Annotated in this window: 19 protein-coding genes and 1 pseudogene; 3 read left to right on the plus strand and 17 right to left on the minus strand. The window is 64.9% G+C overall.

The features are described from left to right. Positions 1-100: 100 nt before the first annotated feature. From pglX to CCR96_RS03625, 6 genes are all read right to left on the minus strand, one after another. Positions 101-3,826 carry a BREX-2 system adenine-specific DNA-methyltransferase PglX gene (gene pglX, locus CCR96_RS03600; protein WP_201217445.1) on the minus strand — a complete coding sequence of 1,242 codons (3,726 nt, stop codon included), beginning with the start codon at positions 3,824-3,826 and terminating at the stop codon, positions 101-103. Positions 3,827-3,888: 62 nt separating this feature from the next. Further along, positions 3,889-4,302, minus strand: coding sequence for a type II toxin-antitoxin system VapC family toxin (locus CCR96_RS03605; RefSeq protein WP_201217448.1), 414 nt, complete (start codon positions 4,300-4,302; stop codon positions 3,889-3,891). A gap of 2 nt (positions 4,303-4,304) precedes the next feature. After that, positions 4,305-4,538 carry a hypothetical protein gene (locus tag CCR96_RS03610; protein ID WP_201217450.1) on the minus strand — a complete coding sequence of 78 codons (234 nt, stop codon included), beginning with the start codon at positions 4,536-4,538 and terminating at the stop codon, positions 4,305-4,307. Between the two features lie 56 nt (positions 4,539-4,594). Beyond that, entirely contained in the window at positions 4,595-8,845 is a 4,251-nt protein-coding gene (gene pglW, locus CCR96_RS03615) for a BREX system serine/threonine kinase PglW (RefSeq protein ID WP_201217452.1), read from the minus strand. A 318-nt stretch (positions 8,846-9,163) separates the two neighbouring features. Continuing rightward, positions 9,164-9,394, minus strand: coding sequence for a type II toxin-antitoxin system YhaV family toxin (locus CCR96_RS24410; protein WP_242518427.1), 231 nt, complete (start codon positions 9,392-9,394; stop codon positions 9,164-9,166). Between the two features lie 138 nt (positions 9,395-9,532). After that, entirely contained in the window at positions 9,533-9,724 is a 192-nt protein-coding gene (locus CCR96_RS03625) for a type II toxin-antitoxin system PrlF family antitoxin (protein WP_201217455.1), read from the minus strand. Positions 9,725-9,764: 40 nt separating this feature from the next. On the opposite strand from CCR96_RS03625, the gene CCR96_RS03630 reads away from it, so the two are divergent. Together CCR96_RS03630 and CCR96_RS03635 are read left to right on the plus strand one after the other, a co-directional pair. Beyond that, the gene (locus tag CCR96_RS03630; protein WP_201217458.1) at positions 9,765-10,067 is read left to right on the plus strand and encodes a type II toxin-antitoxin system HigB family toxin; all 303 of its coding nucleotides are present in this window, start codon (positions 9,765-9,767) and stop codon (positions 10,065-10,067) included. Between the two features lie 5 nt (positions 10,068-10,072). After that, positions 10,073-10,462: a helix-turn-helix domain-containing protein gene (locus CCR96_RS03635; protein WP_201217461.1), complete on the plus strand. Its 390-nt coding sequence runs from the start codon at positions 10,073-10,075 to the stop codon at positions 10,460-10,462. Positions 10,463-10,476: 14 nt separating this feature from the next. On the opposite strand, the gene CCR96_RS03640 is transcribed toward CCR96_RS03635, so the two are convergent. The 11 genes from CCR96_RS03640 to CCR96_RS03690 all read right to left on the minus strand — a co-directional run bounded on the left by CCR96_RS03640 (position 10,477) and on the right by CCR96_RS03690 (position 21,180). Then, positions 10,477-10,749 (minus strand): hypothetical protein, encoded by a 273-nt coding sequence (locus CCR96_RS03640; protein ID WP_201217463.1) that lies wholly within the window; start codon positions 10,747-10,749, stop codon positions 10,477-10,479. A gap of 27 nt (positions 10,750-10,776) precedes the next feature. Beyond that, positions 10,777-12,693: a type IV secretory system conjugative DNA transfer family protein gene (locus tag CCR96_RS03645; protein WP_201217466.1), complete on the minus strand. Its 1,917-nt coding sequence runs from the start codon at positions 12,691-12,693 to the stop codon at positions 10,777-10,779. Further along, complete coding sequence (gene virB11, locus CCR96_RS03650) at positions 12,687-13,802, minus strand: P-type DNA transfer ATPase VirB11 (RefSeq protein ID WP_201217468.1); 1,116 nt, start codon at positions 13,800-13,802, stop codon at positions 12,687-12,689. The genes CCR96_RS03645 and virB11 overlap by 7 nt, the downstream gene beginning before the upstream one ends. Before the next feature lie 5 nt (positions 13,803-13,807). Next, complete coding sequence (gene virB10, locus CCR96_RS03655) at positions 13,808-14,971, minus strand: type IV secretion system protein VirB10 (protein ID WP_201217471.1); 1,164 nt, start codon at positions 14,969-14,971, stop codon at positions 13,808-13,810. Then, the gene (locus tag CCR96_RS03660; protein ID WP_201217473.1) at positions 14,968-15,780 is read right to left on the minus strand and encodes a TrbG/VirB9 family P-type conjugative transfer protein; all 813 of its coding nucleotides are present in this window, start codon (positions 15,778-15,780) and stop codon (positions 14,968-14,970) included. The genes virB10 and CCR96_RS03660 overlap by 4 nt, the downstream gene beginning before the upstream one ends. After that, on the minus strand, positions 15,777-16,484 hold the full coding sequence (locus tag CCR96_RS03665) for a VirB8 family type IV secretion system protein (RefSeq protein WP_242518431.1): 708 nt from the start codon (positions 16,482-16,484) through the stop codon (positions 15,777-15,779). The genes CCR96_RS03660 and CCR96_RS03665 overlap by 4 nt, the downstream gene beginning before the upstream one ends. Further along, positions 16,459-16,641, minus strand: a complete 183-nt coding sequence (locus CCR96_RS03670) for a hypothetical protein (protein ID WP_201217476.1) — start codon at positions 16,639-16,641, stop codon at positions 16,459-16,461. Before CCR96_RS03670 ends, CCR96_RS03665 begins: the two co-directional genes overlap by 26 nt. A 1-nt stretch (position 16,642) precedes the next feature. Then, positions 16,643-17,758: a TrbL/VirB6 family protein gene (locus CCR96_RS03675; RefSeq protein WP_201217478.1), complete on the minus strand. Its 1,116-nt coding sequence runs from the start codon at positions 17,756-17,758 to the stop codon at positions 16,643-16,645. 64 nt (positions 17,759-17,822) lie between these two features. After that, on the minus strand, positions 17,823-18,560 hold the full coding sequence (locus CCR96_RS03680; RefSeq protein WP_201217480.1) for a TrbJ/VirB5 family protein: 738 nt from the start codon (positions 18,558-18,560) through the stop codon (positions 17,823-17,825). Continuing rightward, entirely contained in the window at positions 18,557-20,911 is a 2,355-nt protein-coding gene (locus CCR96_RS03685; protein WP_201217482.1) for a VirB4 family type IV secretion/conjugal transfer ATPase, read from the minus strand. Before CCR96_RS03685 ends, CCR96_RS03680 begins: the two co-directional genes overlap by 4 nt. Next, positions 20,908-21,180 carry a VirB3 family type IV secretion system protein gene (locus CCR96_RS03690; RefSeq protein WP_201217485.1) on the minus strand — a complete coding sequence of 91 codons (273 nt, stop codon included), beginning with the start codon at positions 21,178-21,180 and terminating at the stop codon, positions 20,908-20,910. Before CCR96_RS03690 ends, CCR96_RS03685 begins: the two co-directional genes overlap by 4 nt. 200 nt (positions 21,181-21,380) lie before the next feature. On the opposite strand from CCR96_RS03690, the pseudogene CCR96_RS03695 reads away from it, so the two are divergent. Continuing rightward, positions 21,381-21,833: pseudogene (locus tag CCR96_RS03695) on the plus strand (IS66 family transposase); the annotation flags it as partial.

Raw genomic sequence — 21,833 nt, forward strand, 5'->3', positions numbered from 1 at the left:
AGTCCAGATGCTCCTTGTCGCACGCTGAAAAATCGGCTTCGGCCTCGAAACTCCCAACGAAGCCGATCTCCCGGGCCTTGCGCAAGGCGTCTGCTCATCCTCACCGCCTCCGCCCCCGCCGCGCGGCCGCCGGCTCCCAGGCCAGCAGCTCATCCCGTGACAGCCCCAACTGGCGCAGCTCTTCGAGCAGGAAGCCCTCGTAATAGTCGCCGAGCCGCTCGCCGAATTCGGGATCGATGGCGTTGTGCCATTGCTTGAGCCAGGGGATCAGCTCGTCGAGAGCGACCAGCAGCGGCTTGAGCTGCTCGGCGTCCCAGCCGTCCTGCTCCTTGCGCTCCAGGGTCCATGAGGCGATGGCCTGGGCGCGCTGCAGATGATCGAGCCCGGCCCAGCCGATGACCAGCGTGGTGTCGCCGGGACGCTCGCCGCCGGGCAGGCTGAAGAAGCGCTCCTTGGGTACATCGAGCTTGCCGCGCAGGCTCCAGTAGCTCGGCTTGCGGAAGTCGGCGGCGGCATACTTGGGCGGTAGTGGGATGTCGCCGATCTCGCTCGCCTTGAGCGCACGGGCCTGGTCATCGCTCAGATAGGCGGGATCAGCGGAATCGAGCTCGGTGCGGGCGTCGATGGCGTCCTCGGCGCGCTGCAGCGCCCAGGTCTCCTGCCAGGCGCGGAACTTGGGCATCGCCTTGGGCTTGAGGCGCGCCGCGGCCATCTGCGGCACCTGATCCGACTCGACCAGCTCGATGACTAGGGCGCGGGCGTCGAAGGTGTCGCTGCCGGTGTAGAGCGCGGCGACCTGCTGGAAGGCGGCATCCTGGCGGGCGCGCTCGGCGAGCTGGGCAATGGTGAGCAGGGTGCGCTCAGTGGTGCCGACCCGCTGGCAGTGGCCCTCCAGATGATCCAGCAGCCAGTCGCGCAGCGCGCGGTGCAGACGGCTGTCCCAGGGCTCGCGATTCCAGCGACGCTTGTACTCGGGCTGCTCGACCAGGCGAATCCATGGGTTCGTGGTCGCGGCTTCCAGCCGCCGTTCGGTCAACCGCCGATAATCCTCTGGCCAATGATCTGGAATCTCGGTGATCGGGGTGCTGCGATGGCGTTGGAACCAGGTGGTCTGGGTCTCGCCGGCGGCCAGGCGGCGGGCCAGCGCGATTTCGAAGGGACGCTCGCCGAGGCGGATCTCAGGCGGGGTGGTCGGGTAACAGAGCTCGGCGTCGGTCAGGCCGTAGAGCCGGTAGTTGAGCCAGTCGAGTTCTTCTTGGAGCGCGATCATTTGGCGCGCGATGGACTCGGATGCGGCTCGGGCCTGGTCGAGCATTGCCGGGAGGTCGGCGGCGCTCCATTGGCCGGAGAGGATCTTGGCGGGATCTTGGTCGGCGAGACGTTGGGCTGATTGGTCGAGGGCTGTAGCGAAGGCGAGGGCTTTGCCTTCGGGGTCGGGGGGAATGGGGAATACCTTCAGTCCGGTTCCTGTGAACTCATGGAACTTCTCCCAAGCCTCAGCTTTCAGTCCCTCGTTGATCCCTTGGCCGCCTTTGTTGTGAAAAACCTGCTTCATCCAGAAGCAGGCGGTCGAGCTGTTGAGCAGACCCAGCAACGCCAAATGATCGTCCTCGCTTGCCCCATCGGGGAGCTTGATGACTGGCGCGGAACGGTTGAAGACCTTGCCGCCCCGATCGAGGACGAAATGGTTATGGGTGGCAACGAAGGCGAAGGTGATGGAGAGCGGTGTCCGGTTTCGATCCGCCGGAATCTGATGATATTCCGCGTAACTGCGCCCAGCGTCCCGATAGGTCTGCTTTCCGAATGTTTGCCGCTGCCATAGGACCGTCCGTAACGGCCAGAGGTACTTTTCGGTATCCGGCTTTAACTCCAGCGAAATGTTCTTGTCGTACGGGAAAAGGACGGTTTCCGATGACTCGAGACCCCAGTCTCTGACCAATTCGCCTTCAACGAGGGGTCGCATCGAATGTGGCAAGTTCGTTGCGCTGACTTTTTCTCTCGGAACACCGAAAGCTTCATCTTCTCCCAGGATTGCTCCAAAACCAATCAATTTGATTCTGCATTCAAGGAGTTCTCGTTCATTTTCTAGGATTTCTTTTAGATCGCCTGCTCCGCCCCCTCCTAAACTCCAAGGATGAATCGCGTAAGGCCCTCGGCTCTGGTCCACTACGCTGATAAAGTCGTTCTCACTTCCAGGGCGCTCCAACATTTCCACGATCGACCGCCACACCAGCCCCTGCGCTGCATCCTCAGGCGTACTCGGCTCGCCGCGAATCCCGAGCACCGCGCGCAACTGATCGCCCTCGGGCCGGCGATTGCGCCCGAACAGGATCACCGTCGGCGTCCCATGCCCCGGGATGTAGGCCCCAGAGGTGTCGATCACATGGGTCAGATCCTTGCGCGGCAGATAGTCCTCGATCAGTTTCTTGCCGAACTCGCGCTTCATGAAGGAATTGGCGGTGATCAGTCCGACGAACCCGGCCGGGCGGTTCACCGGCCCCTCGGGCCGCGCGCCGGTCTGGTCGCCGTTGGACGCCGGCAGGGTCAGGTCGAAGAAGCGCTCGGTGAAGGGCACACCGAGCGAGTATTTGCGATGACAGGTTGGGTAGCGGTCCCGATACGCCTGATTGAGCGCCTTGTCCTTGACGGTGATGTAGGGCGGATTGCCGACGACGACCTGATAACGCTGCCCCAGGATGCGCTCCAGCGCGGCCCTGTCCTCGACCTCGAAGCAGTGGGCCAGCGGATCATCGAGCAGGTCGCTCTGCCGGCCCTGCCCTTGCCATTCATGGCGCGGCCCGAGCAGCAGCGAATCGCCGACGGCGAGATTGAAATGGAAGTCCGGCGCGTTCTTGAGCTTGGCGTCGCCTGTTCCGCCATTGGCCGCCTTCATCGCCGCGATCAGCAGCCGGAAACGGGCGATGGCCACCGCATAGGGGTTGATGTCGACGCCGTGGATGGCGTCGAGCGCGCGCTGGGCCAGGGCACGGGCGTTGGTGGCCGGCTCGCGCCGCTGCCACTCCGCGAACAGCCGCTCGAAGCCACCGAGCAAAAAGTGACCCGAGCCGGAGGTCGGGTCGATCAGCTTGAGCCCCGGCAGACCGAAGGCGGCCTTGGCCGGCTCTAGGGTGTAGTCGAGGATGAAGTCTTCGACGAACTCCGGGGTCTGTAGGAGCGCATAGCGCTTGCGCACGCTCTCGGAGAGGTCCTGATAGAGATCGCCGAGGAAGCGGGTGTCCCAGCCGCCCTCGGCGCGGTCGTCGGTGAAGTCGTGGACGATGGCGCCGGTCTCGGGGTCGAGCCGCTGGAAGAAGTCGATCAGCGCCTTGGCGCCGTCGGCCGAGAGCGGCAGCCGCCAGAGCGGATTGTGGACGCGGTCGAGCAGCTCGCCCATCGCCGGCAGGGTCTCAAGCTCGGTGAAGACGGCGAGCAGATAGTCGCGCTCGGCATGGGTTGGGTGCTCGCTGAAATAGACCGTCATCCGGTCCTTGGCATGCTGCAGCGCGCTCTGTTGGGAGCCCGGTTGGGAGTCCGGCCCCGAGCGACCCGCTGGCCCCGAGAGCAGCGGCCGCTCGAGCAGCCCGTTGTCCTCCAGGAAGCGCACGAAGACGCAGGTCAGTACCCAGGCCGCGGCGGCCTGGGTGATCTGCGCCTCGCGCCAGGCGACGAAGTGCTCGGCGGTGCGCTTGGCCTCCTTGGCCTTGGCGTATTCGGCCTGGAGATGGGCCTCGAGCTCGGGCTGGGTCTGGGAATAGGCCAGGATGTCCTGCTCCAACTTGGGTAGCAACGATTGGAGGTCGGCGAGCAGGTCTTGGGGCTGGATCATTTGGACTGATTAATCCTTGTGCGGTCACAGGTGCTCAGGGGCAGGTCTTCAGTGCGGCCGGCTCAGCCATGCCAGTCGCGCAGATGGCAAATGTCCGGCAGCGTCTTGGCCTTGCGGTGGTAACGGTCGTCGGCCGTGATCAGGCAGGCTTCCGACTCCATCGCGACCGCATGATAGAGCGTGTCAAAGAGGTGATGCCCGAGATCGATGGCGAGCGTGCAGGCGCGTGCCAGCACAGGGGCATCGCCGCGCAGGGGCAGCGCCATGGTCTCCAGTAGCGCCAGGTCCTGGTGGGCACGCTCGGGCAGCTCGCGCGCCATCACGGCCGCGACCTCAATCAGCCAATGCGGCGGCTGTACGACAGCCAGATCACCCTGCGCGACGGCGGCCATCAGCGCGGTCGCCTGTTCGGTATTGGCTTCGCGCTCGGGGTCCTGGAACAGCCACTTGATGATGACGCTGGCGTCGATGACCAAGGTCATGGCCGGCCCAATACGCGCGCCGCTCGGGCGGCGCTACCGGTGAGCGCCGGCCGCTCGACGCGCGCCGCCGTCAGCTGCTCGAAGGCCGCTTGCCGCCGGCGCTGCTGCTCAGCCTCAGCGATCGCCTGCTGCATCAGGCGGGCGATCAGTGCGCTCTTGTTCTGCCCGGAGAACTCGCGGTTGAAGGCATCGCGTACCTCGTCCGGGATGCTGAAGTTCATCGTGGCCATGTGCACCGCCGAATTGTTGAAATATTCAACAATACTAGCCCTGAGCCTCGCCCTACTCAAGCCGAATGCAACCAAGCGCTCGGCACCCGAGCAAACTCGCGACTGCCGGCGCCGCTCGGGATGCTGACACCCTCGAGCACGGCACCGGGGGTGGCGGTCTCATTGGCGATCAGCAGCAAGAGCGCCTGCGCCTGCGGATCATCCTGCAGATGCCGACGCAGATCGCCGAGCCAGCTGTCGACCAGACCATAGCGGGCAATGAGCCCGGCGTCGGTGAGCAGAACCGGGCGCTCGGTTGCTTGGATCTCCGCCGCCATTGCCGGCAGCAGGCGCCGCACCAGTCCCTGCAGCCGTGACCAGTCGACGCTGCCGGGGACGGCGGCATCGGCCTTGAGCACCACCTGCCAGTCGGGTGGATTGGCCATGCTGTCGCAGAGTGCGTGTAGGTGCTGTAGCAGCAGGGCGTCGAAGCTGCGAATCTCGAGCCCAAAGGTCTTCGCGAGATGTGTTTGTGCGCGTTGCCACAGCCGAGGACGCACTGACAAGGCTAGAAACCGTGCCGAGTCGAGGGCGTTGCGAACGATCTGCTCGAACTGCTTGAGCTCTCGCATGACGGCCGCCTGGCTCCCCTCGTAGCCGCCATCGTGCAGGCTGTAGTGAAGGCTGGTCTGGCTCGCGGCGAAGCTGCTGCCATAGCCCAGCGCGCCGGCCTGGGGTAGGCAGTAGAAGCCGCGCTTGCCGCCGTGCTCGGCCTGCGGGTCCCAGACCAGGCCCAGCTCGAGCCCTTGCAGCAGGACATCGAGCTGCGGGCGACCTGGTAGCGGCTGGGCCTGCGGATAGCGGCCTTGAATGCGGTCCTGGACCTCGGCCACCGCGAGCCTGGGGGTGCCCAGCAGGGCGCCCTGGGCCAGCTCGAGCGCGCGCTCGGCGGCCATGCCCTTGGGATAGAGCTCGGCTCGGCTCGAGAGCGCGGCGCCTTGCGAGGCGGCAACGGCGAGGCGCAGCAGGCGATGATGGCTGAGGCCGGCCAAGGTGTCCGGCGCCGGCAGCGCGCGGATGCACTCGAGCGCGCGGGCGGGCGAGAGCAGCGGCTGCTGTTCGGCGCACTCGTCGGCGAGCTGGCCGAGGGACTCGGCATAGTCGGCCAAGGCCTCGCCCTGGTCCTGGGTATCGTCGGCAATCAGGACGCGTTTGCCGCAACGGCGCAAAATCCAGCGCGAGGCCTGCTGTCGCGTGGGGCGCGCGAGCTCGGTCTCGATGGCGGCCCGCACCACGGCCTGCGCCCAGCGCTCGCGCGTCGGCGAGCGCTGCACCGAGCCGCGCCGCAGCAGCACCGCCTCTCCCAGCTCGCCTGCGGTCATGACCCCGCCTTGGTCGTCGAGCAGCCGGGCGATGTCGTGGCGCAGCTGGGTGATGAACCGGTTCTTGCCCCATTGGCTCAGGACGCGCGATTGCAGCGCACGCACCTGGGCGGACTCCATGCCGAGGGTGGCGCCGACCATCAGCGGCGTCGGCCAGTGCAGGCTGTCCGTTGGACGGCTGGTGTCGCCGTCCAAACGGCCGAGGTATTCGATGAGGAAGCGCTGGCGGTCCGGGTCGGTCGCCTTGGTTGGGGGCGGCAGCAGGCTGCGCATGAGCTGGTCGACGCTGATCGCGAGTCCTTCTGCCCCGGTAGGGGCAGGCGCCGAGGCTGGTGTGATGGTGGAGCTGTCCGTCCGAGCGGATTCAGATAGGGCCGCGCTCGCCATCAGGCGTGCCTGCAGGTTGGCGACCAGCTCCGAGAGCTCACGCCGGGTCTTGGTGCCGACGCCGGTCATGCGCACCAGTTCGTTGCGCGGGAGCCGAATCAGTTCGGCGACGCGGTTGATGTTGAGCCGGCTCAGGGTATCCAGGGCCTGGGCCGAGAGCGGCAGCAAGCCGATCGGGGTGTCGAGCTGGGCCTCGCCGATCGGACAGCGTGCGGCCTCATCCCCAGCCACCGAGTGCTGTGTGGTCTCGCGCGCGGCCTGATGGAACAGCTGCAGCCAGGCGCGGCGCATGTCCTCGGCGTTGCCGAAGCGGGTCTTGACGTCGCGCGCGAGCGCGGTGCGAAAGAAGGCGCTCAGGCCCTCGCGCACGCTGGGATCGAAGACAGCGGGATCGATCTCGAGCTCGCCCTCGATCAGCGGTGGCAGCCCGTCCGTTTCGGCCCAATTTGGCAGCCGGCCTGCGGCCATCTCGTAGAGGGTCAGGGCGGCGGCAAAGCGCTCGGCGTAGTCGTCCCAGCGCCGGCGGCCCGGATCACGCATGAAGGGGTCCATGTAGGCGAAGGTGCCGGCGGTGAAGTTCTCCGGGCTGATGCCGGCGAGCGAGAAGTCGAACAACACCAGGTGCAGCTGACGGCCCTGCTTCACCAGACCGATGTTGGCCGGTTTGATGTCCCGGTGCGACAGCCCCTTCTCTTCGAGGTGGCAGAGGGCGCTGAGGAGATCCTCGCCGAAGCGCTCGAGCAGTTCGAGCTGGATGGGACCGAGCGCGCGCAGGCGCTCGGCGAGGTTGCCCTCGGCGGCGTAGTCGAGTAGCAGTCCGGTGTGACCAAGGAACTCGTGGGTCTCATGGTAGGCGATGATGGCCTGATGCCGCAGCTTGTGCAGGGTCTCGCCCTCCTGGCGCAAGCGGGTATTGTGCTCCGGGGTGGCGGCGAGCTTGAGCACCCGTTGCTGTCCCTGATGCTCGACGACGAAGGTGACCGAGCTGGCCCCGCGCCCGAGACGCTTGCTGACGCGGATGCCGCCTTCGAAGGTGTCGCCGGGGCGTGCGGCGGCCGGATCACTGCGGCGCTCGCTCTCGGGTCGGGTCAGCTCGTCCTCGACCAGGTTGAGATAATCAAGAAACTCGACCGCCGAGCCGATGCGGCTGCCGATGTCGGGGTGGGTGGCGTACTGGATAAGATCCTGCAGCTCGCTGCCGGCGCCGTTGAGTGCGTCGGTGACCTGTAGCCCCTTACCGCGGCTGAGCTTGTCCTGCAGCTCCAGATCGCTCGCCGCGGGCGGCTGGCCGGTGAAGAGCAGATAGGCGATGGCGCCGAGCGAGAAGACGTCGAGATAGACACTGTCGCTCGCTGCACCGCCGAGCGCCTCGGCATGGGCCTCGAGCGCGAGGTAGGGGCCGGCCTCCTCCTGAACGACGCAGCTCAGATGGCTGAGTGCCATCTGTGTCCGCGTCTCGGTCGCGCTGGTTTCGATCACTGGCCCTCGCCGCGCGGTGGCCCAGTTGGCTATCTTGGCGGTGAGCGTTCCGTCGTCGGCGCGGCGCACGAGGATGCTCTGCGGGCTGAGCGCTCGATGGTAGAGGTGCTTGCCGTGGGCGAAACGCACGGCCTCGGCGATCTGGCGCAGTAATGTCAGCGCGTCCTGGGTCTCGAGCGGCTGCCCGGCCCCACGCTCGACCAGGAAATGATCCAGGCGCCGGGCGGCGGGGTCGTGCTCGTAGACCAGGGCCGGCCCTTGGTCGTGCTGCTGATACTCGCGCGCCTGGAGGATGCCCGGGTGCTCGATCCCTTCGAGCAGGCGGTGCTCGAACCGTGCGGCCTGTCGCAGTGTCTCGGCCTCGGGCTCGGGTCGGCCCAGGGTGAGGTAGATACGAATGCGCCGCTGCACGCCGGTCTCGCGGTGGGTGGCGAGCCAGTCCTGGAAGTGGTCGGCCTCATCGATGAGCTCACCAAGCTCATAGAGACCAACCCGTCGCGCACGCAGGGATTCCTTGATGCCCGCCTCCTCCAATGCACGAGCGACCGCCTTCGAGGTGGGCCGATCGAGCTTGCGGTGCGTCCAGTCGGTGTCGATCCGGCACAGCGCGTCGATGATGCTCTTGCGGGTAAAGACCTGCAGCCGTGCCGGCCCCTGCAGCTTGTTGACGACGGTCTCGGCGGAGAGGAAGACGAGCGTGTCGATGAAGGGGATGCGCTGATTGCTACCGACATGGGCCGAGCGCTGGCTCTCGAGCAGCGACCTGAGCTTCTTGGCCTTGCGATCGGCGAGCAGGCGGGGATTGTCGAAGACGCGCCGGCGCCCCTCGTGGCTCCAGACCCAGGTAGCGGAGTTCCCGCTGATCTCACCAGGGTGGGATTTGATCTCGACGAGAAAGAGGCCCTTGGGGGTCAGGACGAGGACGTCGACCTCGTTGATGGCGCCACCCTGGGCAATGAACTCGAAGTTGGCCCAAGCCCGGTAGGGCTCGTGATTGGGCAACTGCTCTTTGAGAAAGGCGAGCGCCTCACGCTCCCAGGCGAAATCCGAGGGCGTGATCTGTTTCCAGAGCTTGTCCATGCAATGCGCGGCTTGACTGAGTTGGATACAACGATTGGATACAACGCACGGCAGCAGCCGTCTTTGGTGGCGTTCTTGGTCCGATGATAACAGGCAGGTTAGTTCGTTGTTGCGGTGCTGGCGACACGGCTGTTCGGGCTATCTCAAGGTGCTCCTTTGGCTGATCCGCTCGACCTCGAGACAGGACTTGCCGTCGGCCGTCTCGACCAGGATGCCTGGCGTCGCGCTCGATGACCGTCAACGCGACCTCCACTGCGACCATTCCGGTAAAGCGAAAGGACATCGACCACGCGAGGGGTCGGGTTGGCGCTGATAGACCTATGGCGCCATACAATTGAAGAACGGCTGCAAGCGCTGAGCTTCAGCCCGAGCCTCATCGAGCAACTGGCTCCAGTCATCGGGCAGATGGCCGCTTTCTAGCATCTTGCGGAAGACCCGGTAAGCATCGTTGCTGCTCTGGTAGGCGCGTTTCGTCTTCTCGTCGTTGACCCAGGCGAAGGCGATGAGCTTGGCTTGCGCGTGGTAGCGGAAAAACAGCCGGTCCTGCATTCTTCTTGGTATCCCCGGAGGGGTCTTCCTGCTTCAGGGCGTCGACCTGCTGCGCCAAGGCTACGATCTGTGCCAGCAAGAGTCGCTGTGCAAAGACCCTCCAGCCGTTGATGAACAAGCTCGCGGGCTGAGCTGGACTCATGCGTCCTCATCCGGCAGGGCCTCATTGATATCGATCTCGACATCGCCGACCAGCCCCTGGAGTCGTTCGACGAGGACGGCATCCACCGCCTGCAGGCGTTCAGGGTGGTTGGCAAGATCGCGCTCTAGGAAATCGAGGAACGCGGCGAGTGCGGGATCATCGCTATCGAGGGGCACGGCACGGACCATAAAGCTTGCGCTAGTCCCGCTGCGGGACTATCTTCTGACCATGAGGATTATTGCGATCAGTCACCTGAAAGCCTTCTGGGAGCAGCATCCAGACGCTGAGCAGCCACTCCTCGCCTGGATCGATGAGGCCAAGAAGGCCAAGTGGCAGTCACCGAGCGACATCAAGGCGCAGTATCGCAACGCGAGCATTCTCAAGAGCCGCCGCGTCGTCTTCACTATCAAAGGCAACGACTACCGGCTCGTCGTCGCCGTCGCCTATCGGTACGGCGCACTTTATGTGAAATTTGTCGGCACGCACCATCAATACGATGCGATCGACGCCGACACCGTTGAAATGGGTTGAACGCCATGCAGATCCAGCCGATTCGCACCGATCAGGACTACCGTGCGGCGCTCAAGGCCCTCTCACCGCTGTTCGATCATGAGCCCGAGCCTGGCACGCCAGAAGGGGATTACTTCGACGTCATGCTGACTTTGGTGGAAGCCTATGAGGCCAAGCACTTTCCGGTTGATCTACCCAACCCGGTCGACGCCATCAAGTTCCGTATGGAGCAGTCAGGGCTCACGGCGCGCGACTTGACCCCGGCGATTGGGCGCACCAATCGCGTCTATGAAGTACTGAACGGTACCCGCTCCTTGACGCTACCGATGATTTGGAAGCTGCACAGTCAGTTTGGTATCCCGGCGGAAAGCCTGATCAAGCCCCCGCAGCAGGAGCAGGAGCAGGCCGGCACCTAGTGTCGAACGGCGCATCAGGCCGCCCGCCGCTCTCGACGCAAGCGAGCCAGCGTGCTCTGGAAGCTGGAGAGTGTCAGGCTGAAGCCTTGGCTGTGCAGTGTGTCGAGCACAGCATGATGGCTGGCTCCGGCGGCCAGCGCATGCTCGATGTCATCGAGGACTTCACGAAGTCGGGCAGTATCTGAGCGCGGCAGACCACGATGCTCATTGGCCAGTTCTTGCAAGGCTTCAGAGACCTTCTGCTTGTTGATTTGGGATTGTGGCAGAGCACTTTGTGCGGCTTTCACGAATGACTCCTGACGAGTGGTTGCTGGCTAGGCCGCCTCGGCAAAGGCGGCCAGGGCTTCGGGTGTGGCGATATGGGTGATCTCGGCGAGAGCCGCGGCCATCTGCTCGAGTTCTTCGGCTGAGGGCTGGCCTCGCGGAACCGGGATCTGGTCGATGGCCGTGCGGATCTCGCTGGCGGAGGTAAGCCGGTTGGGCTCGGCTTGCTCGATGCTGTTGATGCTGCCGTCTTCAGGATAGGGATCGCCCTCCCCTTCCCGCCGGATGCTGACCGTTGGAGGCGGCTCTTGCGATGCGATCTTGAGCGGCGCTGGCAGTGGCAGCGCGGCGAGCTGGCGTTGCTTGAAGGTCTTGTCGCGGTAGTAGCGCAGCTTCTGGCCGATCAGCGGTCGGATGCCCTCGACCAGCACGAGGGTCTCGTCATCACGCAGGTTGGCGATCTCGTCGGCATCGAGGATCGACTGACCGGTCTTGGAGACCTGTTTTGAGCGCTTGCCATCGGCGTAGCTGTAGCTGGTCTGGCTGACGGTGCGCTGGCCGACGATCTTGGAGATCGCCTCGGCCAGGTCGCGCCGATGCACTGGTGGGCGGTAGTAGACCCGTGCGCGATGGTTGTCGATGAAGGCCTCGGCCAATTCGCGACCGTAGACCGCTTGCAGCTGGGCCTCGGACTGGATGACGGTGGCGATGCGGATACCCCAGCCGCGCACGTAGCTGAGTGCATGGACGAGCTTGTCGACCCGGCCCAGGCTCAAGAACTCATCGAGCAGCATCAGTACCGGGACCTTGAGTGCGGGATCATCCGCCGGCGTCTCCCCGGCCTTGGTGTTGCTGGCGAGAAAGAACTCGATCAGCAGGCGCAGCAGCGGGGTCAGCCTGTGCAAGTCGTCTGGAGCGATGGAGATGTAGAGCGACTGCGGCTCGCGGCGGAAGCGGCGTAGATCGAAGTCGCTGTGGGAGGTGGCCCGGTCGATCAGCGGGTTCGCCCAGAGGGTCAGCTTGGTCGCCAGGGACGACTTGATCGAGCCGCGCGGCTTTTCCGGCTCGTTGCAGAAGCTGAGGATGTAGCGTTTGCAGAGGCTGGAGAGGGCAATCCCCCGCTGCTCGAGGTCCTCGAGCAGGGCTTGCAGATACTCCCCGCTTTCTTCCTCCGAGCGCAGCAGCCGATGCACCTGGCCGATGGTCAGTGGCCAGTTCATGGCGGGACCGGCCTCGAGCACCAACAGCAGCAGGCCGATCAGCAGATCGCGCGCGACGTTGTCCCAGTAGGGATCGTGGCTCTCGTTGGGAACCAGGATCGCGGCGACCGTCTGCACATCGGTGACCCGCAGGTCGCCCTCGCGGATGGTCTCCAGGACGTTGAAGCCGTGGGTCTGGCCCTCTGCGTGGAGCGGATCGAAGCGAAAGACCCGCTGGCCGAGCACCCGGCCCCGATAACCCGAGGTCAGGCTGTAGTTCTCGCCTTTGATGTCTAGCACGATGGTCGAGCCCTGCCAGTGCAGCAGGTTGGGAACGACGAAGCCGACGCCCTTGCCGGTGCCGGTGGCCGCGGCGAGGAACGGATGCAGATCGCCATTGAAGGCGAGCAGCCGACCACGGTGGCGACCGAGCAGGATCGACTGGCCGCCGGCCTGATAGAGCCGCGCGCGGCTGATCTCGCCGGTGCGGGCCAAGCGGGCGGCGCCGTGTAGGGGCTTGGGTGGCAGCAGCGCGAAGGCGACGAAGGAAGGAATCCCCACCGCCGAGGCCCCACCGGCGAGCCCGGCAAGTAGCAAGTTGTCCGGCTGCAGCCCGTGTTGCAGCCCGGAGAGCCAGACCGCGACCATAAATCTGTAGTCGGATAGCTCGGCGTAGGTCCAAGAGGCCACGGGCAGGAAGGACAGCAGTCCCAGCGGGACCGAGAGCCCGATGATCCACTTGATGGCGGTGGTCGGTCGCTTCAGCACGCCCGCTGCTCCAGATCGCAGCCCGTGTTGGCCGTAGTCAGGCCGCCGTTGATGCCATGACCTGGGATCTTCGGCAGAAAGCGGATCTCGGTGACGCGCTTGCGCTCCATCTGGATGATCACGTCGACCAGGTTGAACACCAGCCCGCGGATGTCCTCGCGCGTCAGCCCAGCGCCGGCGCTGGATTGGCGGACCATCAGCATCAGCTGCTCGACCGCGGCTGCGGCGCTGTTGGCATGCAGGGTGGTGATCGAGCCCGGATGCCCGGAGCCAACGTTGCGCAGATAGAAATAGGTCTCGTCGTCGCGCAGCTCGGCGAGCATGATCCGGTCTGGCTTCATGCGCAGGCATGAGACCAGTAGATCCTTGACCGTCACCGGCGAGATGCCGGCGCCGTCGCGACTGAAGAACAGCCGCACGGTGTTGGTCTGTGGAAACTGCAGCTCCTTGGCATCCTCGATCGCGATCAACCGCTCATCGCTGGGGATCTCGGCGATCATCGCCTTGGACAGGGTGGTCTTACCCGAGCCGGTCGCGCCGGAGATGATGACGTTCAGTCGGTGGGCGACGATCTCGCGCAGGATGCCGGGCACACTGGCTTGGTCTTCGGCAGACCAGTCCGCCAATCGGGAGCGGACGGATGCGCGATGGCCGATCGTGCCGACGCAGGCGCCCTGCCCGACTTTTTCTTTTCCTACTGCCTTCTCTGCGTTGAGTGCAGGCAGTACCAGATCGAAGGCACCCTTCTCCGCCAGTTGATCGAGGCTGAAGGTGACATGGCTGGGCCGGCGGATGGTGATCGAGGGCTCCTCAGCCGCCGGGGGGAGCACGATCTGGATGCGCTCCCCGGTCGGCAGGTGGCCGCTGAGGATCGGCGAGCGTTCGCTGATGCTGGCCGACATGTAGCTGGCCACGGCCTTGGCGAAGCCTTGCAGCCAGGCGGCGTTGAGGTTGTTGGCCGGGATCTGCTCCCAGCCCTGGGCGCCTTCAATGAACAGGAGGCCGGGGCCGTTGATGCAGAGATCGGTGACATCCTCGCGGGCCAGGATCGGGCGGATCGGCCCGAGGATATCGTGCAGCAGGTGGCGGGCGGTGTTGTCGCTGTCCATGTTGATCACCGCTGCACGAGTTGGTAGACCGGCGCGAGGTCGACATCGCGCGCAACCAGGATGTTGATGGTCGCGCCCTGATGCTTGTGCAGGGTCGGCTTGATCTTGGCGAATTCGGCGAAAACCGTTGACAGGCTGTCGTTGGTGGACTGCTCGATCCACTGCGACTGATCGCTGGTCAGCTGCTCGCGCGCCCAGCTTTCGGTGCCGAAGCTGACCGCCGACATCAGGACCGGGATGCCGACCCGCTGCCAGTAGTGGTTGTTGATCTTGCCGCCCATGCCGGCCTGACCGAGCGGTCCGGTGCCGGGCGAGGCGATGTCGACGATGACGCCTTCGGGGGTGCGCACCCGATCCCAGACGACGAAGATGCGCTGCTTGCCATAGGTCAGGGATGCGGTGCGGTACTCGCCAAGGACCTGTGAGCCGCGATCGAGCAGCACCACGGTGCCGTCGGCGCCGTAGACATCGCGCGGCAGGGTGCAGCCGACCATGCCGGCCTGATCGCTCTGGATGGCGGTGTCCAGGATGCAGGGGATGTAGGTGCCCTTGGGCAGGAAGAAGGTCATGTCCGAGAGGCGCCGAGCGGTTGCGGTGGCGGTGCGGGTGGCCGACAGATCGATGCCGCCACGATGGTGCGCGCTGTCCGCTCCGGCTCCGCTGCTCGCGCTGCTGACCGATCCGCCGGAGCCGCCAAGGGCTGAGGCCAGTCGTCGTTTGCGGGCGATCTCCTCTGGCGTCTCTTCGGGCTCGGACCTCGACTCGGGCTCGCGCGGCACCGGTGGTGGCAGTTGCGGGACCGGGTAGCTGACGCGCGGCTCTGGCGGTGGCAGTTGAGGAAGGGTCGGGATGACCGGGGGCTCGGGGATCTCAACCTGAGTGGGCTCGGGTTTCGGGGCCGGTTTTTCCGGCGATGGTGGCTCGAAGACCGGGAGCTCGTAGTCGCCGATGTTGAAGCGCAGCTGCGACCGGTGCGGTCCGGTGTCCTCATTTGGCGATGGATCAGATAGCTCGGCAACGATCACCGCGGCCAAGACGCCGGTGCCGAGGGTGGCCATGGTGCCGATGAAGGCCCACTTCCACAGCGGACTTGCGGCACGGGCGATAGGCGCATCGCCGCGCTCGACGATCTGCTCGTAGCCCTGATCTTCGGTGGCGTCCATGCTCATCGGGCGGTCCTCTGGATGAAGGGGCTGGTGGTCTCGCCGGGGTTGTCACGTGCAGAGGGCGCGAAGGCGTCGTTGCGCACGCACATCACGGCTTGGCCGGAGCGCAGCCGCCACTCGTTGCCGACGGCAGGCAGGATCAGCCAGTTGTCGCGCACGGTCTTGTTGACCAAGGTTTCGCCGCCGTCAGGACCGATGGCGAACACCGACGGAAAGGTGGTGTTTTCCGGAAAGCGCATGAAGGTGTGCGTGCCGTTGTCGAAGATCTCGGCTGGCTGCACGGTAGGTGAGCCGGCGCCGGCGTAGTGGTAGTTCTTTCGCGTCTGGGCATGCGGGTCGAGGGACGCTGATAGCTCGCGCTTGGCTGTGGCGGTCTCGGTGGCGCGTCGCTGCTCGTTCGGGTAAGAGAAGCGGATGCCGTACATCGGCGCCCGAGCGTTGAGGCTGAGGTCGAAGGTGTAGATGCGCCCAGTGGAGGTGCTGACGATCAGGTTGGTGTCCGGAACCTCGGCGGTGGGCTTAATGGCGATGATGTTTCCATGCTTGCCGACCTCCCAGGCCTCGGAGTCGCCGGTATAGAAGCGCTCCATCTCCTCGCCCTCAGCGAATTGGATGAACAGGGCGCGGCCGATGGCGGCCTGGAGGTTGTAGACCTGATCAGGGTGATAGCTGGTGTAGCGCAGGCGTCCATCGACGGCGGAGGCCTTCGGATAGGTTGCGGCCATGCCAGGGGCTGGCACCGAGAGCGCGAGCGCGAGGCCAGCCGCCGTGATCGGCAGGGACCATCTGAACAGGGGCGATATCCGGCTCATTGGGCATCCTCTGGGTCGGTGCGGTAGTTGGTGACAGCGAAGCCCAGGGCGTTGTCGGCCAGCACCGAGAGCGGGATGGCGGCGTCGGGCTCGTACTCGTAGGCGATGGTGGAGATCCAGTGACGGCGCCGGGTCTTCTCGCCGTCGCTGAGTGCGGTGACATAGCGGACCTGGGCCAGCCCCTGCTTGAGGAAGCTGATCGACTTGATGGCGATCTCGACGCTCTTGTCGTCCCGGTAGCGGTTGACTGGGGCGTTCGGGTTGTCCTGGGCGAAGTCCTGCAGATAGGACTCTCGGGCCTGGCCGACGGACATGAGCATCACGCGGCGGTATTGCTCTTGGACGGTTGGAAAGAAGTAGCCCTCGCGAGCGCGGATGTAGCGAGCGAGATAGCCCTTATCGAGCAGGTCTTGGCGGCCGAGGCCGGTCTCCTCATCGATACGGTGCAGCACGTCGACCGCACCGGTTGCCGAGTCGACGCGCACGAAGATCGGCTCGACCGTCTTCAGCGGTGTCAGTGCGGCAACCGCCACCACGCTAGCGAGGGTCAGCAGCAGGCACAGGGCCGCGACGACCCAGGCGATCCGCGCCTGTCGGCGGGCTGCCTCGTTGGCGTCGTAGTCCCAGTCGAGGAAGCGCTGCATCGCGGTGACGCCTGATACCTTGAGCTCGGCCTGATCAGGCTTCGGAGAAGAACGGGACATCGGCGTGGGTACTCTCTTTCACCGGGTCATAGTGGGTAGGGTTCAGGCTGCGATAGGCCGAGGCGTCGCAGGACGGTGCCTTGGGCACGGTCGAGCAGGCGCCAAGCAGCAGCGGTAGCGCGCAGAGCGCGAACGGGGCGAGCTTTGGGTACGGCATGTCATCCTCCGGCACGTCGACGACGGCGTGCCTCCAAGTGGTTGCGGGCATCACGGTCGAGATCCGGGTTGGCGCCGACGGCGCTGGACGGGGAAGCGGTGCGGTTGCTGTCGGTGCGGGAGACCTTCGGTGCGCCGTGGACTAGCCGAGCGAAGGCGGCCTGACGGGTTTTCACCATGCGCTCATGCAGGGCCTCGGCACCGCGCACGCGGCGCCACCGGGCGGCATCACGCCAGGCGTCGATGTGCTTGCCGCCGGCGTGGTGCATCGCGCCTTGGATGCCGCGCCAGGCGCTGTTGCCGATGGACAGGCCGATGCCGCCGGAGAGACTCGATGCCATGTTCGGCAGCTCGGCAAAGATCTTGGCTAGCAGGAGCAGCATCAGCGCCGGTGCCATCAGGGCGATCAAATCGACGTTCTCTGGGGAGTCATCGAGGACATCGATGTAGTTGTCGACGATGGCATCGGCCATGCCGGCGATGCCGCCGACGAAGAGGGCTAAGAACGCAAACTGGATGCCGTAGCTGAGCCACTTGGTGAAGTATTCGCGGGTCGACTGAAACAGCAGCCCGATGATCATCAGCGGACCCACGGCGACGACCAGGGACAGGCCGATCTTGGCCGTGGCCAGAGCGATGACCGCAGCGACGCCAAAGATCAGGAAGATCACGAACAGGATCGCGGCGAACAGGCTTGGCCCTGGATCGGTGAAGCCGCCGGCCGACCAGATGGCGCTGATGCCGGTCATGGCGCGGTCGCCAATGCCATCGAATACGGCACCGATGGAGGTCTCGTCGCCGAGCGAGATGATGCCGGAGAAGGTCGCGAGCAGGTCGCTCGGCAAGGCTCTCAGGTGATCAGCCAGGATGCTGTTGTAATGCCCGGCACTGCCGGCCAGCGCAAACACCAGTGCCAATAAGGCGGCTGTCTGAATGAATTTGCTCAGCGGAAGCTCGGACATGCCGCGCAGCAGCACCGCGCCCATGGCGATGAAGGCGATGATCCCGAGCACCGTGATCGGCCCATCGACATAACCGGTCGCGGATGTGATGGCCTCGTTGACATACTGGTCCAGTACGCTGTCGAGAGCGTCGAAGAGACTGGTGAAAACGTCCATGCTCAACTAGCCCCCGTGCCAGATCTGTGCGTGTTTTTTCGCATGTGAAACTTTCTCCCCTGCCCTACTCACCGAAGTTGAGATCCGCGACCCCGGTTGGCCGGTTCGCGTGCATGCCTTGGCTGTTGTGGATGAGGTTTTGCTGCTGAAGGTCTGCCATCAGCTGCAGAGCCTGCAGTTGCGCGATGTCGTTCAGCAGCAGGGCGTTCTCGGCGCTGATGCGGGCGTTGAGATCGAGGATTGCCTTCTGGGTTGTCGCCGTCCCGGCCGCGGTGGCGAAGCTCTCCAGGGTCGAGCGGCGCGCGGCGACGTTCTCGTAGGCCTCTTTGGCGAGCGCCATGTAGGTGAAGATGAAGTCCGAGCGCTCTTGGTATTGGCGTGCGGCGCCGGTCAGATGGGTGCCGGTGAACAGCTCGGTGGTGCTGTAGAGCTCGTTGGCCTCGCGTAGGCTGTTGGCGAGGCTGGCCAAGGGGCCGCTGAGCAATTCGGTGGGGTCCAGGTTGGCCGCTGGCAGAAAGTTATGCAGGGTCTCAGCAGGGTCCGGCAGCATCAGGGCGTGCCCGGTGATGCCACGCATCTCGTTGTACATGTTGGTGATGGTGTTGTACTGCTCGCGCAGGGTATTGAGCTGTTCTTGCAGGGTCGTGAGTTGTTCGGCCAGGGCCTGGACCTGGGCGACGGCCTGGGCCAGATTCGAGGCGTCGATGACCGGGATCGCGGCTTGCGCCGGACCGGTCAGTGGGGCTGTCAGTGGGATGGTCAGCACCGCGCTGAGCGCGGCGATCAGGATCGGTCGTTTCATGCGATGCACCTCTTCTGTTCGAGCAGGGAAAGCCAGTCCTCGGGCAGCTCGCCGCCGTTGTGGTTGGCGAGGCTGTCGGCGATGCGGATCAGCCGTTCGGTGCCGGAGAGGATCGCCATCTCGCGGTCCATGCCGGCGAGGTTGAAGTCGACCAGGGCTGAACCCGCGGCCTGCTTGAGCAGGAATTTGCGTGAGCTTTTTGTGAGCGGACGCAGCAGGTTCCATTCGGCTGGGGTCAGCTTGAAGCCGTCGCAGTAGTCCTTCTCGTCGGCGTATTCGTTGGGGAGGAAGAGCTTGGTTGGGGTCTGCTCCAACAGGGCTGAGGCGATGCGCGAGTTCAGGGCATCGGCGGGGCTTTGAGTGCTGGTGATGACGATGCCGTCCTTCTTGCGGATGGTCTTGAGCTTGTCGCGCACGAAGCTCTCGAAATGCGGGTCGTCGAGTAGGCGCCAGAATTCATCGATCCAGAGCGCAAAGGGGGTGCCGTCGATCAGTGGCTCGGTGCGATAGAGCAGATAGGAGGTGATCGGCGTACGTAGGTCTGGGTGATCGAGGAACTCGGTGACGTCGAAGGCGGTGATCTGGCTCAGTGCGAGGCTGTCTTCGCGGTTGTCGAAGGCCCAGGCGAAGCGCCCTGCTCCGACCCAGGGCCGCAGGCGCTCGGCAACACCGCCGATTTGGGTGCCGTCGAGGAACTGGGCGAGCGAGGACAGGCGACGGTTCTCCGGGCTCAGGCTGTAGACCGTGCGGATGCCCTCCTCCACTTCGCGGGAGGCCTTGGCGTCCCATTGGCCGCCGGCCAGCAGGCGCACCAGGTCATGCAGGTAGTTGGCATGGCCGGGCGTGAGTGGTAGCGCGAAGGGGTTGAAGCCGGTGGGCTCGCCGATCTTCAGGCTCAGATAGGTGCCTTTGAGGGCGAGCACGGCGAGCTTGAGGCCTTGGTCTTTGTCGAGGATCACATGCCGCGCGCGGAAACGCTGGAATAGGCAGAGCAGGAAGGCTAAGAGGGCCGTCTTGCCGGCTCCGGACATGCCGATGACGCTGGTGTGGCCGAGGTCGCCCACATGGGGCGAGAACCAGAGTGGGGTGTCGACCGTGGAGCGGAACAGACTGACCGCCTCGCCCCAGTAATGTCCGTCCGGTGTGCCGGTCGGAAAGGCGTAGAACGGCGACATGGCCGCGAAGTTGAGGCTGGTAATGGGCGCTGTGCGCGGTCGGTATTTGGCGTTGCCGGGTAGGCTCGCGTAGATCTGGCCCTCGAGCGCCATGTCCTCGCGGACAATGACGTTGCCGGGGTCGGAAAGGGTGGCGTGTCCGAAGGCGACATTGCGGGCGAGGGTGTCGAGGTCGTCGGCGTAGACGATCAGGGCCGCGTTGTGCTCGCCGAGCGCGAATCGGTTGGAGATCAGCTGATCCATGGCGTCTTCCAGCGCTTCGACCTGAGAGATCGCCGCGTCCCCTGCCGAGATCAGCCGTCGGCGCTGGGTCGCGAACAGGTCTTTGGCCTTGTCCTTCTCAAGGAAAGCAAAGGACTGGACCCAGTTCAGCTCGTAGGGCTCTTCCATGAGGCCGGTGAACATCTCCGGATAGGTGCTCGGAACGTATTCCTTGATCGCCAGCGCGGCGCCGAAGCGGCTGTTGCCAGGACGGCGGATCTCGAAGATCTCGCGGCCGAAGAGCAGTCGGTTGCTAGCGACGGCTTGGCTCAGGTCGTAGGCGCCGACCGGGACCCGTTGCGGGCTGTGGTTGAGGAGCAGGCCGTAGAGCTCGGCGATCTCGGAGAAGCGGTTGTTGGCGTGCTCGTAGACCCCGAGCCGGCGTGGACCGTAATCGATCAATGCTGAGCCGAGCTTGGATGTGATGTCTTCCAGCTCGTCGATGCCGGCGATGAGCAGATCTCGGACTAGGCGCTTGTCGGCCCTTTTGGAGAAAGCGACCTCGGTGCGAAGCGTCGTGACCCGGTAGACCAAGACCAGCCAGAGGCGGTTCTGATAGAGGGTGCACGCCTCTTGCAGTTCAGCGTAGGCGTCGGCGACCTGTTGGGCGAAGGCGTGCGGATAGTGACGCGACAGATCCGGATGCACGCGCCGGCGCGTGAGCGCGGACCAGAGCGCAAGGCGTGGTGAGGCGCTGTTGCGCAGCGCGACATTGAGCTGTTCCTTGTAGAGGTCGCGCTGCTCCGGGGTTTTGGCCTCGAAGGCGGTGCCGTCCAACTCGAATGCGGCGACCAGTGCGCCATCGCGGGTCTTGGCGATGCCTGCGGTGAGCTGCGATTGGAGCGGCACGAGCTGAGCCGCGGGCCGCTCTTGTTGGTGGATGCGGCTTGCTGGAATTTTGAGAGGTGCGTTCATGGGCGGTAGGTCGAGCCCTTCCAGAGGTAGCGATACTGGGCGTTGGCACTGGTCTGCAGCCAGACCATGACCAGGTCAAAGAAGCGCGGGTCCCACTTGCACACCAGCCACATGGCGCCGTGGATTGGGATGGCCGCGAGCAAGGGCCACAGGCTGTTGAGCATGACGAAGGGCGTTATCACCAGCATCAGATTCAAGATGACGCCTGAATAGGTGACCCCGGCCAGCATGGCTGGCCGGGTGATGCCTTGGAACAAGGGGTCGGACATCGGTCAGGTGATCTGCTCGACAGCGCTGGGGGTATCGATGGCTGCGGTCGCGGAGTTGTCGCGGATGTAGTCGACGATGCCGGCGGAGCCAAAGATGATGTAACTTCTCAATAAGTCACGGCAACGGTGAGTCGCTGCTGAGTTACCATAGCGACCAGACGCCCCTATCCCGACCCCGACAAGTCCCTGCCTGAGCTGCCGTGATCGAACTTCCACCCATTCCCGAGACCGAGCGCACAGCGCTGATCGATGAGTTGGTGCGCCTGATCGAGACCTTAGCCGAGCAGACCCAGCAGCAAGCCCAGACCATCCAACAACTACGCGATGAGATCGCGAGGCTCAAGGGCGAGAAAGGCAAGCCGCGCTTCAAGCCCAGCGGGATGGAGCAGAACGCCGGTCAAGGCGAGGATCAGCAGGGTGACGAGGACCAGCCCAAAAGCGCTCGCAAGCGCCCGGGCTCGAGCAAGCGCGCCAAAACCGCGCAGCTGACCGTTCACGAAGATTGCCGCATCCCACCGAGTCAGCCACCCCCACCGGGCTCGCGCTTCAAGGGCTATCGCGACGTGGTGGTCCAAGATCTCAAGATTCAAGCGCACAACACCCGCTACCGCCTTGAGGTCTGGCAAACCCCGGATGGCGAGTGGCTGTGCGGC

Origin of the sequence: Halochromatium roseum (assembly GCF_016653315.1) — a bacterium.
Taxonomy (GTDB): Bacteria; Pseudomonadota; Gammaproteobacteria; order Chromatiales; family Chromatiaceae; genus Lamprobacter; species Lamprobacter roseus.

Excerpts from the sequence above, each read along its gene's own strand:
- pglX (WP_201217445.1), bottom strand. The coding sequence starts at position 3,826 with ATGATCCAGCCCCAAGACCTGCTCGCCGACCTCCAATCGTTGCTACCC.
- CCR96_RS03610 (WP_201217450.1), bottom strand. The coding sequence starts at position 4,538 with ATGGCCACGATGAACTTCAGCATCCCGGACGAGGTACGCGATGCCTTC.
- pglW (WP_201217452.1), bottom strand. The coding sequence starts at position 8,845 with ATGGACAAGCTCTGGAAACAGATCACGCCCTCGGATTTCGCCTGGGAG.
- CCR96_RS24410 (WP_242518427.1), bottom strand. The coding sequence starts at position 9,394 with ATGCAGGACCGGCTGTTTTTCCGCTACCACGCGCAAGCCAAGCTCATC.
- CCR96_RS03625 (WP_201217455.1), bottom strand. The coding sequence starts at position 9,724 with ATGGTCCGTGCCGTGCCCCTCGATAGCGATGATCCCGCACTCGCCGCG.
- CCR96_RS03630 (WP_201217458.1), top strand. The coding sequence starts at position 9,765 with ATGAGGATTATTGCGATCAGTCACCTGAAAGCCTTCTGGGAGCAGCAT.
- CCR96_RS03635 (WP_201217461.1), top strand. The coding sequence starts at position 10,073 with ATGCAGATCCAGCCGATTCGCACCGATCAGGACTACCGTGCGGCGCTC.
- virB11 (WP_201217468.1), bottom strand. The coding sequence starts at position 13,802 with ATGGACAGCGACAACACCGCCCGCCACCTGCTGCACGATATCCTCGGG.
- virB10 (WP_201217471.1), bottom strand. The coding sequence starts at position 14,971 with ATGAGCATGGACGCCACCGAAGATCAGGGCTACGAGCAGATCGTCGAG.
- CCR96_RS03660 (WP_201217473.1), bottom strand. The coding sequence starts at position 15,780 with ATGAGCCGGATATCGCCCCTGTTCAGATGGTCCCTGCCGATCACGGCG.
- CCR96_RS03665 (WP_242518431.1), bottom strand. The coding sequence starts at position 16,484 with ATGTCCCGTTCTTCTCCGAAGCCTGATCAGGCCGAGCTCAAGGTATCA.
- CCR96_RS03670 (WP_201217476.1), bottom strand. The coding sequence starts at position 16,641 with ATGCCGTACCCAAAGCTCGCCCCGTTCGCGCTCTGCGCGCTACCGCTG.
- CCR96_RS03675 (WP_201217478.1), bottom strand. The coding sequence starts at position 17,758 with ATGGACGTTTTCACCAGTCTCTTCGACGCTCTCGACAGCGTACTGGAC.
- CCR96_RS03680 (WP_201217480.1), bottom strand. The coding sequence starts at position 18,560 with ATGAAACGACCGATCCTGATCGCCGCGCTCAGCGCGGTGCTGACCATC.
- CCR96_RS03685 (WP_201217482.1), bottom strand. The coding sequence starts at position 20,911 with ATGAACGCACCTCTCAAAATTCCAGCAAGCCGCATCCACCAACAAGAG.
- CCR96_RS03690 (WP_201217485.1), bottom strand. The coding sequence starts at position 21,180 with ATGTCCGACCCCTTGTTCCAAGGCATCACCCGGCCAGCCATGCTGGCC.